Annotated in this window: 9 protein-coding genes and 1 tRNA gene; 2 read left to right on the top strand and 8 right to left on the bottom strand. The window is 34.4% G+C overall.

Going from position 1 to position 14,294, the window contains the following annotated elements:
* Nucleotides 1-46: 46 nt before the first annotated feature.
* The 3 genes from CDH50_RS06565 to CDH50_RS06575 form a co-directional block, all read right to left on the bottom strand.
* The gene (locus CDH50_RS06565) at nucleotides 47-1,825 is read right to left on the bottom strand and encodes a tetratricopeptide repeat protein (RefSeq protein WP_100611200.1); all 1,779 of its coding nucleotides are present in this window, start codon (nucleotides 1,823-1,825) and stop codon (nucleotides 47-49) included.
* A gap of 457 nt (nucleotides 1,826-2,282) precedes the next feature.
* Nucleotides 2,283-3,554, bottom strand: coding sequence for a serine--tRNA ligase (serS, locus tag CDH50_RS06570; protein WP_100611201.1), 1,272 nt, complete (start codon nucleotides 3,552-3,554; stop codon nucleotides 2,283-2,285).
* Between the two features lie 84 nt (nucleotides 3,555-3,638).
* Nucleotides 3,639-4,574 carry a bifunctional riboflavin kinase/FAD synthetase gene (locus CDH50_RS06575; protein ID WP_100611202.1) on the bottom strand — a complete coding sequence of 312 codons (936 nt, stop codon included), beginning with the start codon at nucleotides 4,572-4,574 and terminating at the stop codon, nucleotides 3,639-3,641.
* Nucleotides 4,575-4,743: 169 nt separating this feature from the next.
* Between CDH50_RS06575 and CDH50_RS06580 the strand changes: the two genes are divergently transcribed.
* Entirely contained in the window at nucleotides 4,744-7,494 is a 2,751-nt protein-coding gene (locus CDH50_RS06580) for a zinc-dependent metalloprotease (RefSeq protein ID WP_100611203.1), read from the top strand.
* 2 nt (nucleotides 7,495-7,496) lie between these two features.
* On the opposite strand, the gene pth is transcribed toward CDH50_RS06580, so the two are convergent.
* The 3 genes from pth to CDH50_RS06595 all read right to left on the bottom strand — a co-directional run bounded on the left by pth (nucleotide 7,497) and on the right by CDH50_RS06595 (nucleotide 9,826).
* The gene (gene pth / locus CDH50_RS06585; protein ID WP_394337008.1) at nucleotides 7,497-8,063 is read right to left on the bottom strand and encodes an aminoacyl-tRNA hydrolase; all 567 of its coding nucleotides are present in this window, start codon (nucleotides 8,061-8,063) and stop codon (nucleotides 7,497-7,499) included.
* 134 nt (nucleotides 8,064-8,197) lie between these two features.
* Complete coding sequence (locus tag CDH50_RS06590) at nucleotides 8,198-8,821, bottom strand: 50S ribosomal protein L25/general stress protein Ctc (protein ID WP_100611205.1); 624 nt, start codon at nucleotides 8,819-8,821, stop codon at nucleotides 8,198-8,200.
* A 63-nt stretch (nucleotides 8,822-8,884) separates the two neighbouring features.
* Nucleotides 8,885-9,826 (bottom strand): ribose-phosphate pyrophosphokinase, encoded by a 942-nt coding sequence (locus CDH50_RS06595; protein ID WP_100611206.1) that lies wholly within the window; start codon nucleotides 9,824-9,826, stop codon nucleotides 8,885-8,887.
* Nucleotides 9,827-9,973: 147 nt separating this feature from the next.
* On the opposite strand from CDH50_RS06595, the gene CDH50_RS06600 reads away from it, so the two are divergent.
* Nucleotides 9,974-10,053: transfer RNA gene (locus tag CDH50_RS06600), tRNA-Leu, on the top strand.
* Between the two features lie 415 nt (nucleotides 10,054-10,468).
* On the opposite strand, the gene CDH50_RS06605 is transcribed toward CDH50_RS06600, so the two are convergent.
* Together CDH50_RS06605 and CDH50_RS15175 are read right to left on the bottom strand one after the other, a co-directional pair.
* Nucleotides 10,469-11,938: a DUF1593 domain-containing protein gene (locus tag CDH50_RS06605; protein ID WP_198513443.1), complete on the bottom strand. Its 1,470-nt coding sequence runs from the start codon at nucleotides 11,936-11,938 to the stop codon at nucleotides 10,469-10,471.
* Nucleotides 11,939-11,968: 30 nt separating this feature from the next.
* On the bottom strand, nucleotides 11,969-14,257 hold the full coding sequence (locus CDH50_RS15175; protein ID WP_198513444.1) for a nucleoside hydrolase-like domain-containing protein: 2,289 nt from the start codon (nucleotides 14,255-14,257) through the stop codon (nucleotides 11,969-11,971).
* Nucleotides 14,258-14,294 lie beyond the last annotated feature (37 nt).

Genomic DNA, 14,294 nt, shown 5'->3' on the forward strand with positions numbered 1-14,294 from the left:
GGTCTTAGGTGCTAGGTCTTGGGTTCTGGTCTAAATTTCTAAAAATCTAATTAATAGCATCCCCACGCAACGCTCTATATTTCTTTCGCGCTTCAACAAAGTAGATACTATCGGGATGGTTAAAAATAATTTGTTCGTAAAATGTTTTTGCCTTTTCAGGTTGGTTTAAATGGTTTTCATACAATTCTGCCAAAGCATAATACGTATTATCCATTAGAATACCGTTGCCATAATTTTCTATAAGCAAATTATAATTGTTTTCTGCTTTGGCGAATTCTTGTTTTATTTCAAATAATTGCGCTTGTTTAAACAAAGCTTGGGCTACGATTGGTTCGGTTTTGTGCTCTTGTAATATCTTCTCTAAAAGTGAAATCGCTTCATCGTTTTTGTTTTGAAAGGCAAATAAATCGGCTTTGGAATAAAGCTTTAATGCCGTTTGAAGCGAATCTTCATATTTATAATCACTAATGAGGAGTTTTAAATCCAACGCATCATTGGCGATAAGTTGCGACGTTGATGCTTTTAATATCTTAAGTTGTGATTCTGCCCATTTAAAATCACCTTTATAATAACTCGCTTTAGCCACTTTAAATCGGGCTTCTTGAGAAATGGTACTGTTTTTTAAGTTACGCTGAATTTGTGTATAATATATTAAGGCCTTATTGAAATTTTCCTGTAAAACAAGAATATCTCCCAACTCTAACTTTATTTCTGCTTTTTCTAATTCGGTTAGTGGAAGTCCTAAGGTTTTCTCTAAAAACGTGATGGCTTCATCGGTTTCGTTCATATAAAACGCCAAAAAGTGCCCATATGCAATTTGAAGATTTAATGTTTGGGCAAAGGTTCCAAACTTTTTAAATAACTCTAAATATTGATTGCTAATGGTTTGATAATTGCTTTTTGAGCTTGTTTTGGTTTCTAATTGAAGTAAGTTATAATAGGCGTTAAGCAAGGTATCTGTATCTTGGGCAGTATCAATAATATAGGATAAGATCTCTTTGGCAATGTCGTTTTCATTTTCATCTACCGCAATTTGTGCCAGTTCTTCAATTCTATTTAAACTTTCTGGTTGCCTATTAAAAATGGCCTTCTCTTGAACAAATGCTTTCCCAAATTCTTTTTGTTGAATGAACAACCAACTTAATAAATCGTTCCAAATTAAATCCTGGTCTTGTTGTAGGTTTTTAAGTAAAATTTTTCTTAGTAGTATATTATTCTCATTGGTGCTATTTTCACTTATAAAATCATTGATAGAGCGCTTTATAATACTTAAAGCTGTTGGATTGTTTTTTGCAAAATTTATATAGCTGGTAAACATTTTTTCAGTGTTGCCCTGCTCTCCATAAATTTGCGCCAATTGCAGTTGAAAATTTAGATCTGGTTTTAAAACCATGGCCTTTTCGTAAGCTGCAATGGTTTCATTTAAAAGTGAATGACTTTGGAAACTTCTTGCAATCGAAAAAACACTATTTACGTTCTCATCTATGCTCGATAGGGCTTGGTTATAATATTTAGTGGCGTTTTGTAAATCTTTTTTTAACTGATAATTATACCCCAGTTCGACCAAAAAGGCGGGATAATTTAATCTTTCTAATATTTTCAGTAAAAAAGTTTCTGCTTCGTCATATTGTTCTAACTGTTGATGCGTTTCAACAATTTGGTTAATATAATTAACGTTTGAAGGTGATTGGGCATATAGTTTTTTGTATTCCAATAAGGCTTTTTCAAAATCACCATTTTTATAATATTCGTTAGCCAAGGCATCATTTTGCGAAAATGCATTGGTGGAACATACTATGAAACATATTATAAAAATAACCCTCATGTTGTAAAGATAAGAAATGTGGCAAGTAGAAATTGTGAATCTTTTTATAAAAAATGCCCGAATAAATTCGGGCACTAACCAATCAAAATAAATGTCTATTAACTATTTATCCATCATTATTAAAAACGATAGCGTGAATCGATTGGGGACAATCTTCTAATAAACTTATTATTTACTTGCAATTGCAGCTGTTTTATTTTCAGTTTTAGTGATTTCAAAATCAGAAAATAAAACCTTGCTAGCGAAGAAAATTAATGTAATTAAAAGAATAATTCGCTTAAGATTTTTCATGGTTAGTAGGCTTTGATAGATTTGGTTGGGCTAACTTGAGAAATATCTTTTAAAACTACAAGAAAAGTTAATAAAAATCGTTGAACAACGTTAATATTATGCATTTCGTCGTTAAAAAACATTGTATAAAACAAAATAAGTAAGATTTGTACTCTTATTTATTTGATTAATCAATTATTTTAAAACCTGTATAAGGTTGCAAAACATCTGGTATAACAATGCCATTTTCGGTTTGGTAATTTTCCAGAATACCAGCTAGTACCCTTGGAAGTGCCAACGAACTACCGTTAAGCGTATGAGCCAATTCGTTTTTACCATCGCTATTTTTAAAACGCAATTTTAAACGATTGGCTTGAAAGGTTTCAAAGTTTGATACTGACGAAATTTCCAACCATCTATCTTGTGCTGTAGAAAACACTTCAAAGTCATAAGTCAAAGCCGATGCAAATGAGGTATCCCCACCACATAATCTTAAAATTCTGTATGGTAACTTAAGTTCTTTTAAAATGCCTTTTACATGTTCAATCATCCCATCTAATGCATTGTACGAATTATCAGGGCGCTCAACTCGTATAATTTCAACCTTATCAAATTGATGCAATCTGTTCAATCCCCTTACATGGGCACCATAACTTCCAGCCTCACGGCGAAAACATGGGGTATATCCTGTAATACCAATGGGTAAGTCGCTTTCATTCAGCAACACATCCCTAAAAATATTGGTCCCTGGCACTTCTGCCGTTGGTATTAAATATAAATTATCTTCGGTAACATGGTACATTTGTCCTTCTTTATCTGGCAATTGTCCGGTGCCAAAACCAGAAGCTTCATTTACCAGATGTGGCAATTGATATTCGGTATAACCTGCATCTGTATTTTTATCTAAAAAATAGGTAATTAACGCACGTTGCAATTTGGCGCCTTTGCCTTTGTAAACAGGAAAACCAGCACCTGTAATTTTATTACCAAGCTCAAAATCGATGATATCATATTTTTTTGCCAATTCCCAATGCGGTTGAGCTCCAGCGTATAAAACAGGAATGTCGCCTTCTCTATAAACTTCTTCATTATCCGTTTCTGAACTTCCTTTAGGAACAAGACTATTGGGAACGTTTGGTATTTTATAAAGTAATTGGTTTAACTCTTCAACTTTGTTATTAAGCGAATCGTTAAGCTCTTTTGAAACATCCTTAAGCTGAACTGTTTTTTCCTTTAAAATATTGGCTTTTTGGGTATCTCCAGATTTGTACAAAATGCCTATTTCTTTAGAAAGCGTATTAGATTCTGCCAAGGTATTATCTAACTCGGTTTGAATACGTCTTCTATCTTCATCCAAAGAAATGACTTGATTAATGATACTTGTAGCATCTATATTTCTTTTTGCCAATCCAGCAATAACCAAATCTTTATTTTCTCTTATAAAAGGAACCTGTAACATCTATTGAATTTTTAAGCGACAAATTTAATGAATTGCGACTATAATTGGTGGTATTTTAAATGTAAAATAGTATAGATATTCGAGTTAAATATCTTGAGTCTTAATATAATCGAGTGATGCTTGTTTGTCTTTTGATAATTGGTTTTTCAAAGCTTCAACCGATTCAAATTTTTGTTCGTCACGAATACGTTTTAATAAATTAATTTGAATTTTTTTATTATAGATAGTATCATCAAAATTAAAGAAATGAACTTCTATGCTTTCATTTTCACCATTAACGGTTGGGTTCATGCCAATATTCATCATCCCGTAAACCAATTGGTCATTTATAATTGAACTTACTATATATGAACCGTACTTAGGAATCAATTTATAATCTTCTTCAATAACAATATTTGCCGTTGGAAATCCTAATTGCTTACCCAAACCTTTACCTTTAGACACCATACCAGTTAACATAAATTGATACCCTAAAAACGTATTAGCCTTGGTTATATCGCCTTCTTTTAAAGCCGTTCTTATTTTTGTTGAACTTACTGAAACATCATCAATATCTTTTGCTGAAATTTCTTCAACCTCAAAATTATATATCTCACCAAACCGTTTTAAATCTTCAAAATCGGCATTTCTGTTTCTACCAAATCTGTGATCATAACCAATAATCACTTTTTTTACATTTAGTTTATCGACTAAAATTTTCTTGACAAAATCTTCTGCTGAAAGTCTGGAAAATTCTTTGGTGAATTTTTTAATCAACAAGTAATCAAGACCCAGTGAATTTAAAATGTCGCTACGTTCATCAATGGTGTTAATCAGTTTTATCCCCGTATCTTTTTGCAAAACCATTCGCGGATGGGGGAAAAAAGTAAGGATAACCGATTTTAAATCATTTTTAATGCCTGCATCAACCAACCGCTTAATTATTTTTTGATGCCCAACATGAACACCATCAAACGTCCCTATGGTTACTACTGTTGGTTCTTTAGAATGATATGTATTAATATTTTGAAGAATTCCCATGTAAAGAATAAATTGCTAATCTGAATTAAAAAAATTAGATTTGTTTGACAAAGGTTAAAAAATTGCCCTAATTATTTTTATGAAATTGCCAGTAACAAACGTTTTAAAAAAACGCCAGTAAATAAAAGACGATACCATTATGACCTTTGAAAAAAAATAATTTCTACTTATGAAAGCAAAACTACATTATGTTTTTTCAATAGCAATGTTTTTGTTAGGCTTTTCAGTTATTGCCCAAAATTCTTCTTGGAAAAAATTACAAAATATTAAGGATTCAGAAAAGATTTCTAAATATCACTTGAACGAAAATAAGGTGGCGTATTTTGAACTCAACGCCATTTCTTTGAAACAAACCATAGCACATGCATCAAAAAGAACGGCTAAAACGAAACGAAGCAACACAATTGTGACCATTCCAGGAGAAAATGGGGAATTAGAATCATTTACTGTTTTTGAAGCGTCTGTATTTTCTCCAGAATTAGCTGAACAATTTCCAGATATTAAATCGTATGTCGGCTATAGCCTTAAAAATCCTGAAACCAGAATACGAATGAGCGTTTCTCATTTAGGCATTAAAACCATGATTTCCTATGTTGGAAAACCAACTATTTTTATGGAACCGACCTCTAGAAAATCCAATCAATACATTTTATACAGTAAAGACTCTAGAAATAATAGCCGTGACACATTTGAATGTCAAACCATTGATGCCTTAAACGAAACACTTAATAAAAATGGCAGTACCTCAAAAACAACAGTCAATGAAGGTGGCGCAAACAACCAAACGCTTCAAAAATTTAGAATTGCTATTTCTGTAACGGGAGAATACACCAATTATTTTGGAGGAACGGTTGCTGATGCACTTGCTGGTATCAACGCTAGTTTAGCCAGGGTTAATGAAATCTTTGAGACGGATATGGCCGTTACTTTTGAATTGGTTAATGCCACACAATTAATCTATACAAATCCTATAACCGACCCATATTCTAATGCCGACGTAGGAACAGATGAAGATAATGCAAATAATTCCAATGGATGGAATATACAGCTTCAAAATACCCTAACTACTGTTATTGGTGAACCTGCTTATGATATAGGACATTTATTTGGAGCTTCTGGCGGTGGCGGAAATGCAGGTTGTATTGGCTGCGTTTGTGTGAATGGTTCTAAGGGTAGTGCCTATACATCCCCTGCCGATGATATTCCTGAAGGCGACACCTTTGATATCAATTTTGTAGTTCATGAAATTGGGCATCAAATGGGAGCCAATCATACTTGGTCTTATACAAATGAAAGTTCTAATAATGTGCAATCTGAACCAGGAAGTGGCAGCACTATTATGGCTTATGCCGGTGTCACCAATTTAGATAACGTTCAATTAAATAGCGACCCTTATTTTCATTATCAAAGCATTAAACAGATATTAAATAACTTAAGTACCAAAAGCTGCCAAACAACCACGGCGATTTCCAATAATTCTCCCATAGCAAATGCCGGAAATAATTATACCATTCCACAAGGAACACCTTATATTTTAAAGGGAAGTGCCACAGATGCCAATAGTGGTGATAACCTAACTTATACTTGGGAACAAATAGATAATGGTATTGTAACTAGCGCCAATTTCAGCTCCAGTTTAGCTTCCGGTTCTATTAATCGATCTTTACCACCATCCACATCGCCTAATAGATACATTCCAACCCTTAAAAGTGTACTTAATGGAAAATTAACGGAAACAAATCCAACGGTTGGAAGCGCATGGGAATCGGTGTCTTCTGTATCAAGAACACTCAATTGGGCGTTAACCGTTCGCGATAGAGACCCTTTAACGGTTATTCAAAATGGCCAAACAAGTTATGATACTATGAGCATTACGGTTGATGCCAGTTCTGGCCCTTTTAGAGTGACCTCTCAAAATGTTACAGATTTAAACTTAACCCCCGGAACTGTTGAAACCATTACTTGGAATGTTGCCAATACCAATACAGGCTCTGTTAATGCTTCAAATGTAAACATCCTTTTGTCAACGGATGGTGGTTTAACCTTCCCAACAATATTGGTGGCAAATACGCCAAATGATGGCAGTCAAAATATTAGTGTTCCTTTTATTTATTCTCCACGTTGTAGAATTATGGTAGAGGCCGATAATAATATTTTTTATTCAGTAAATGATGAAGATTTTGCTATTAATTATACCGTAAACACCACGTGCCCACCAACATATGCTTCAGCTTTAAATTTGAATTTGCCTGTAAGTGATAGTCAAGAAGCCAATCATATTATAAATGTTCCAGATTCTGGCGTTATTAGTGACTTGAAAGTCAATGTGAATATATCACACACCTATGTTGAGGATTTGGTTGTTACTGTAACGCATCCTAATGGAACCTCAGCTTCCAAGCTTTGGAACCGGAATTGTTCTTCACAAAGTAATATTGTGATGACTTTTGAAGATTGGACAAACAACATAAACTGTAATTCTACTGGAGCAGGAAACACTTATGCCCCTAGTGAATTATTGGATGTTTTTGAAGGATTGGATGCTGCTGGTGCATGGAGCATTAACGTGAAAGATTTAGGTATTGGCGATAGTGGAACCTTAAACTCATGGTCTTTAGATATTTGTACCCAAACCGACACATTGACAAACCCCATTATTGAAGAAACTATTATTGGTGTAAAGGTGTTTCCAAATCCAAATAATGGTAATTTTTGGGTGGCTTTCAATTCCGAAACCAATAATGATGTTACTATGACTCTATTTGATATTAGAGGTCGATTGGTATTTAGTAGCGTTTATGCTAATTTAGGAGGTAATTTTAGGGAAGAGATAAACCCCATAGGGCTAAAATCGGGAATGTATATTTTAACTATTAATGATGGAAATATAGCAACCAAACAAAAAATTATTATTGAATAAAATTATTTACCATTAAAGGCATTCATGGTATGGTTTACACCAGCTAATGCAAAAGATTTAATCAATTCTACAGATTTGTCCAAACGTTCCTTAAGATGTTTGGTTTCTTCTTCTGTCCATTCCCCTAAAACATAATCTATTTGTTTTCCTTTGCTAAAGGCATCGCTAATACCAAACCTAAATCGGTTATAATTTATGGTATTCAGTTTCTCTTGAATATCCTTTAATCCGTTATGACCACCATCACTCCCTTTGGTTTTAAGACGAATACTTCCAAAAGGCAAGTTTAAATCGTCTGTTATAACCAATAAATTTTCTAAGGGAATATTTTCTTTGGTTAACCAATACAACACTGCTTTTCCGCTCAAATTCATATAGGTGTTTGGTTTGAGCAGCATAAAAGTTCTTCCTTTTAATTTATAAGTAGCGATGTCTCCCAATTTTTGGGTTTCAAAGGTTAAGCTTTCTTGTTCGGCTAAATAATCCAATACTTTAAAACCAATATTATGGCGCGTGTTTTTATAATCGTCCCCAATATTTCCCAACCCTACTATTAAATATTTTTTCATGGAATTGCTTTCCTCTATGCGGTTTCTTTTCTTAAAAAATTTATTAATAAACCTAAACATCGTTTTTAATTTGTAAAAATAAAAAAGCATCCTGAATAATGCAGGATGCTTTTTGTAATTAATTAAGAATAGATTTATTCTTGTGTTGCTTCAGCTACTGTAGTTTCTGCACCTTCTTCTGCACCTTCTTCTTCTTCATCTTCAGTAACAGCTGCTCTAGAACGTCTTACTTGACAAATAACGGTGTTATCTGGATGCATAAATTTATATGATTTATTTTCTAAAGCAGTGATATAAAGTTTACCTCCAATTTTAAGAGGTGTAATATCTACTTCAATAAAATCTGGTAAATTAGCTGGAACCGCTTTTACTTTTAAGCTACGGTAGTTTTTACGTAATACACCACCATTTTTAACGCCTCTGGAATTTCCAACAAATAAAACAGGGATTTCCATAGTGATTTCTTTGTTTTCAAATAACTGATAAAAATCTATATGTAGAATTCTATCGGTTACCGGGTGAAATTGAATGTCTTGTAAAATAGCATTATACGTTTTACCGCCTTCTATAGCAATCACAACTGTATGCGCATTTGGTGTGTATACAAGTTTAGAGAACGCTAGTTCGTTTGCTGAGAAATGAACTGGTGTATCTCCTCCGTATAATACGCAAGGAACCTGACCAGCATTACGTAAGGCTTTTGTTGCTTTTTTGCCCACGCTTTCTCTTTGAGATCCGTTGATTGTAATTGATTTCATTTTTCTATTTATATATTAATTAATACTCACTTTGTTATTCCTTATGAAAACATAAAGAATATGCTACATCACAAATTTTGAACTTATGGATTTATTGTTGTGCACTTTATGCATCACATCTGCAAATAAGTTAGCACAGCTTAAAACCCTAAGCTTATCACTATGTTGTTTTAGTGGAATAGAATCTGTAATGATTAATTCTTCTAATTTTGATTTTTCAAGTCTTTCATAAGCACTGCCAGATAAAAGGGCATGCGTGCATATAGCTCTAACACTTAATGCGCCACGTTCCATCATTAAATCGGCCGCTTTGGTTAATGTCCCTGCAGTATCGACCATGTCATCTACCAATACCACATTTTTGCCCGTTACATCTCCAATAAGCTCCATGTGCGAAATGGTATTGGCTATGGCACGTTGTTTATAGCAAATTACAACATCACACTCTAAAGCTTTTGAATAGGCATAAGCTCTTTTAGAACCGCCCATGTCTGGTGATGCAATCGTTAAATTATCTAGATTCAAGCTTTGCAAATAAGGTAGAAAAATAGTAGAAGCAAATAAATGATCTACAGGTTTTTCAAAAAATCCTTGAATTTGGTCGGCATGCAAATCCATGGTAATGATACGTGTTGCACCAGCTGCTTCTAACATTTTTGCCACTAATTTAGCTGCAATAGGCACTCTTGGTTTGTCTTTTCTATCTTGTCTTGCCCAACCAAAATAAGGCAACACCGCTGTAATATGTCTCGCAGATGCGCGTTTAGCGGCATCAATCATCAACAACATTTCCATTAAATTTTCTGGACCTGGATTGGTAGAACCTATAATGAATATTCTTGTTCCACGAATGGACTCTTCATAGGAAGGTTGAAACTCACCATCACTGTAAGTAGACGTTATGACGTTACCTAATGTAGCACCAAAAGCTTTGGCAATTTTTTCACCAAGCACTTTACTTTGAGTACAAGCAAAAATTTTAGCTTCGGTAATAACGATTGGCATAGTTAACTTGTTGTTTAGTAGCTTATAAACACTACCCTGATTTTAAACGAGGTGCAAATTTATACATTTATTTTAACCTAAAAAGTATATTGTGCTGTATTTTTGTGTGAATTAAAGAAAATATTATATTTTTGCTATCCGAAACAAGCTCAAGTGGCGGAATTGGTAGACGCGCTGGATTCAAAATCCAGTTCCTCGGAGTGTGGGTTCGATTCCCACCTTGAGTACATCCTGGGACAAATCATTATTATTTGATTTGTCCCTTTTTTATTCCCTTACAAATCCTTAAAGCGAAACTTAGCCCTATAAACCCTTAGAATAGGTAAAACAGCCATTAATCTAACTTCAAAAGATTCTCTTGAATTTGGAAAATCTTACCTATGAATTTATTTTCAAATTTTTAGTTTAACAGAATTTAGAACTTACCACTTAACATCAATTGTAATTATGAGAAACACAAGTGATTTAGATACAATCTATCTTTTAAAAGCAGAATATTATGATATTCACGAAAACAGGAATGATATATCTATGTCAAAACTCGGTTAGGAAATATAAAAAGGATGAAAATAAAATATATATTTAGGTTTAGGTATAGCGATAGGTGACCCAACTAACGATATACCTAAAGACTCTAAAAAATTACTTAGGTAAAACATTCACAATAACACGCTGATATTTTGTAAGTGATGGGGATCCGTCATCAGTAACTGCAAGAATAAAATGCATTGTTTTAACCGATGCTACATTTGGAGCTATAAATGAAGTTACTTTGTTATTTGAATCTTCCAATTTAAACTCATTTGCATTAAGCGTCCCAACTTCTTTATAATATATCCATTGATAGCAGAGTTTGTTACCATCAGGATCTATTGACCCTTCACCACTTAACAAAACCTTATCTCCTGAGTGAGCAATAATCTCATTAGCATGACCTAGTTTTGCTACTGGAGGATGATTGGCTTTGGAATATTCAGGGGTATTACTCCAATCTATTCTTGCTGCAAAGTCATGTTGATATGCTTCACGCCACCTCCAAATTGTTGCATGGTTACTCGTATGATATTGTTTTGTTATATCACTCCAAACCTCATCTTGAACATCTGTCCAAATTGGTCTAGTCTCCGGTTCATACATATACTTTTTGAAAGGTGGGATATATAAATTATAACGACCACCCCAACCACCAAAGTCGGGTCGTTCTGGGTTGTTTAGACCATTACTTACTAGTCCTAAAAACGATGGCGTGTCTCCTTCCATCAAATATTCAGTATGAGGATGTTGTGCTCCTAATGGTCCATGATTTTTTCGAATATTATCATCTAGCCATGGATTATCTACAATGGTAAAATCAGGGCCATTAAATTTTCCATGGAATTTATCCCCTGAAATACCTACCCAAGTTGCATAATGATATTGCCCTCCACCATTTTCCTGAAACCCAGGACTAACCACATAAAATATATTTGGATAGTTCTTTCTAATCCATGGACCAGTATCATCCTGATCAGAAATCGTATATACTCTTATTTTGTTTATGATTTTATCAAGTTCAGATTTTGGAAGTGTACGCTCCATTTTCCAAAGAGCTTGTGCCAAAACATTTGCGCCTCCCCAAGCTTGAACATAAAGCGGACGTGAATCTTCCTTTTTAAGAGATTGAATCAGCCATTCAGATCCTTCAGAATCTTGTCCAGGACCAACACCTTCCATGCCAAATTTAGGCACACCAATCTTAACAATGCTCTTTATATACTTGTATGTAGGATACCCTTTTTCATGTACCTCTAGATTGTCGCGTACCTCATTATAAGCATCAACTATTTCATGAATTCTCCATTCTGCAGTTTTATTTCTTTGCCAACAAGAAGTAGTAGCGACAATTCCTTCAACATCCCATTGATTAGAGTAAGTCAAAAACCGAACAAGGCTTTGTGCATCATCAGGTTCGTTTTCAATATCTGTAAGTACAAACACCCTAGGCTTTTCTTCTTGTTGAGCTATGACGGTATTGATTCCTACCAATAACAATGCTGCAACTAAAAACAATTTTATTTTATTTTTGATATTAATTACCATAGCTACACCTGATAATTTATTCAGCACTAACATAAGTTTAGTTTCGTTTTTCATCATTTAATTCTATTTAATTAATTGAAATGGGTTTTTTAATCGAGATTCAATGACCTTACTTGTTTTTTTATGAGAATCTTTCTCATAAAAACCAAAAACACAAATAGCATCAGTTCCTGTATATGCACGTTTATCCTCATCCCGTCCGTAACTAAAAATAACCATGTTGTCTCCTTGCCGCCATCCTTCATCTCCCGCCGTTTTTGGAGCAACATTTTTTACACCAACATAGAATATTTGTTTGTCATTTGGGTCACTATCCACAAGATAAAAAAACGGAGAAGGAAATTTATTACCAAATTCTGATTCTAAATAACCCAAACCTCCTGCTTTTATCTCTCTATGTTTACCATCTTTCAATACATAATAATCTTTTTCAATAGACACATCTTGTTCTCCTCCCACAGGTCCTTCAAATAAAAATGCATATTTATTATCAGCCCTCAACACTTTAATAACAGCATGTGAAGGGTAAAAATGATATTCTAATTCGTAAACATCATTTGAAGACCTCATAATTAGATGGTCTCCTTCTAATTTACCATTGAACGTAATTTTATTCCCATTCTCATCTACCCAATAAGATGTTGAGTTACTTTTTCTTTGTGGATGGTTAAAATTACCTTCTCCAAAATTTGGCCATCCTCTATACTCATGACGACCACCCTTATTAGATGATTTATTATAACCTTTGTCTGCATCATTTCCAATCCAATCATTCCCCGCTTGATCAAAAGCACTACTAAATCCCGTTTTTCCATCGGTTTCTCCATTTTCAAAATACCATGTTCCTCCTGCAGCAGCAATTTTCCAACACATATTATCAAAATGTTTTACTTTAGTGACTACCACATTACTTGGGAAAGGTGAATAGGGTATTCCTGCAGCAGGCTCTTCCTGAATCACCCCCATAGATTTAGCCGACGACTGAACATTTAATATTAAACGCCTATAAGCATAAAGATTTGGCTCTCCATTATCATGTATTTCCAATATGATATGAATACTTTTGCCCTCTGAATCATTTGGTATTACCAATTTAGCTGAAGAAGATGAACTATTCTGAATAGTAATAGCCCCATCATATGAACTTGGTTCATCATAAAAAGACCATGAGTAGGTCAGCGCATTTCCGTCTGGGTCACTAGACCCTAGCGCACTAAGCTCTATTGTAGAATTGGCTGAGACTGACTTTGTTAATACCTGTCTAGATTTGTCCCCATTTAAAACTGCAATGGGGTGGTGATTTGCATCCTTGTAGTTTGGTGTGATACTCCAGTCCATACGAGCTGCAAAATCATTATCGTAACCTTCACTCCAACGCTTAATAGCTTTTGAACCTTCTGAAGTATTGCCATACATGTAATAAGGGTCATATTGTGTTTCTCCATTTTCATTTATTTTCTTTACCTCAGACATGCTTCGAATACCTGCTTTTTTGTCGAAGCTAAAGCGACCTCCCCAACCACCTTGATCAATTTGATCAGGATCGTTAAGCCCATTTGGATACACGTGCATAAATGAGGGGGTATCACCCTCTGGAGCCCATTTTGTGTCTGGATATTCAGCCCCTAATGGCCCATGATTTTGGATGTGTTCTTTATAATATTCCCCATTTTTAGTAGCTTGCCAACCGTAAACACCTGTTGCGCGGATATAAAACACTTCAGGAAAATTTTTTGCAATCCAAGCTCCCGAATCATCTTGCCCAAGTATATCGTATAGTCTTAATTTACTAAGGAATTTTTTTAATTCGCCAGGCGAACGTGACTCTCGGACTTTCCAAATAGCCTGTGCCACAGTGTTCATGCCGCCCCAACCCATTACCCAAACAGGACGAGGGTCATCTTTATCTACCGACGCAATTATCAATTCAGATCCAGGGCTGTCTTTTCCTTTTCCTACATCAGCCATACCATAGCCTGTTTGGCCTATTACAGAAATGGACTTCAGATATACGGGAGATGGGAATCCTTCTGCATGAACCTTCAAGTTGTCATAGGATTTAGCGTAGGCATCTACTATTTTATCCAGCATGTTCGTGTTGCTTTGTGTCTTTTTCCAGCAACCAGTTGCAACAATTAGTCCTTCTAAATCAAATTCATTTGCGCAAACCAATTGTCTAACCATCGATTGTTCATCATCTGGGTCGGCACCTAAATCTGTAGTGTTAATTATTCTTGGCTTATAGCTGGTTATATTTTGCGAAAATGTACTCAGCGATGTTATAATCATCAAAAACACAATAAGCAATAATGTAAATAATGATGATTTTTTTATAATATTTAATTTTTTCATAATGCTTTTCTTTTTTAAACTTTCTTACACCATCGTT

The sequence above is a fragment of the Confluentibacter lentus genome (assembly GCF_002806995.1).
Taxonomy (GTDB): Bacteria; Bacteroidota; Bacteroidia; order Flavobacteriales; family Flavobacteriaceae; genus Confluentibacter; species Confluentibacter lentus.

Excerpts from the sequence above, each read along its gene's own strand:
- CDH50_RS06565 (WP_100611200.1), bottom strand. The coding sequence starts at position 1,825 with ATGAGGGTTATTTTTATAATATGTTTCATAGTATGTTCCACCAATGCA.
- serS (WP_100611201.1), bottom strand. The coding sequence starts at position 3,554 with ATGTTACAGGTTCCTTTTATAAGAGAAAATAAAGATTTGGTTATTGCT.
- CDH50_RS06575 (WP_100611202.1), bottom strand. The coding sequence starts at position 4,574 with ATGGGAATTCTTCAAAATATTAATACATATCATTCTAAAGAACCAACA.
- CDH50_RS06580 (WP_100611203.1), top strand. The coding sequence starts at position 4,744 with ATGAAAGCAAAACTACATTATGTTTTTTCAATAGCAATGTTTTTGTTA.
- pth (WP_394337008.1), bottom strand. The coding sequence starts at position 8,063 with ATGAAAAAATATTTAATAGTAGGGTTGGGAAATATTGGGGACGATTAT.
- CDH50_RS06590 (WP_100611205.1), bottom strand. The coding sequence starts at position 8,821 with ATGAAATCAATTACAATCAACGGATCTCAAAGAGAAAGCGTGGGCAAA.
- CDH50_RS06595 (WP_100611206.1), bottom strand. The coding sequence starts at position 9,826 with ATGCCAATCGTTATTACCGAAGCTAAAATTTTTGCTTGTACTCAAAGT.
- CDH50_RS06605 (WP_198513443.1), bottom strand. The coding sequence starts at position 11,938 with ATGTTAGTGCTGAATAAATTATCAGGTGTAGCTATGGTAATTAATATC.
- CDH50_RS15175 (WP_198513444.1), bottom strand. The coding sequence starts at position 14,257 with ATGAAAAAATTAAATATTATAAAAAAATCATCATTATTTACATTATTG.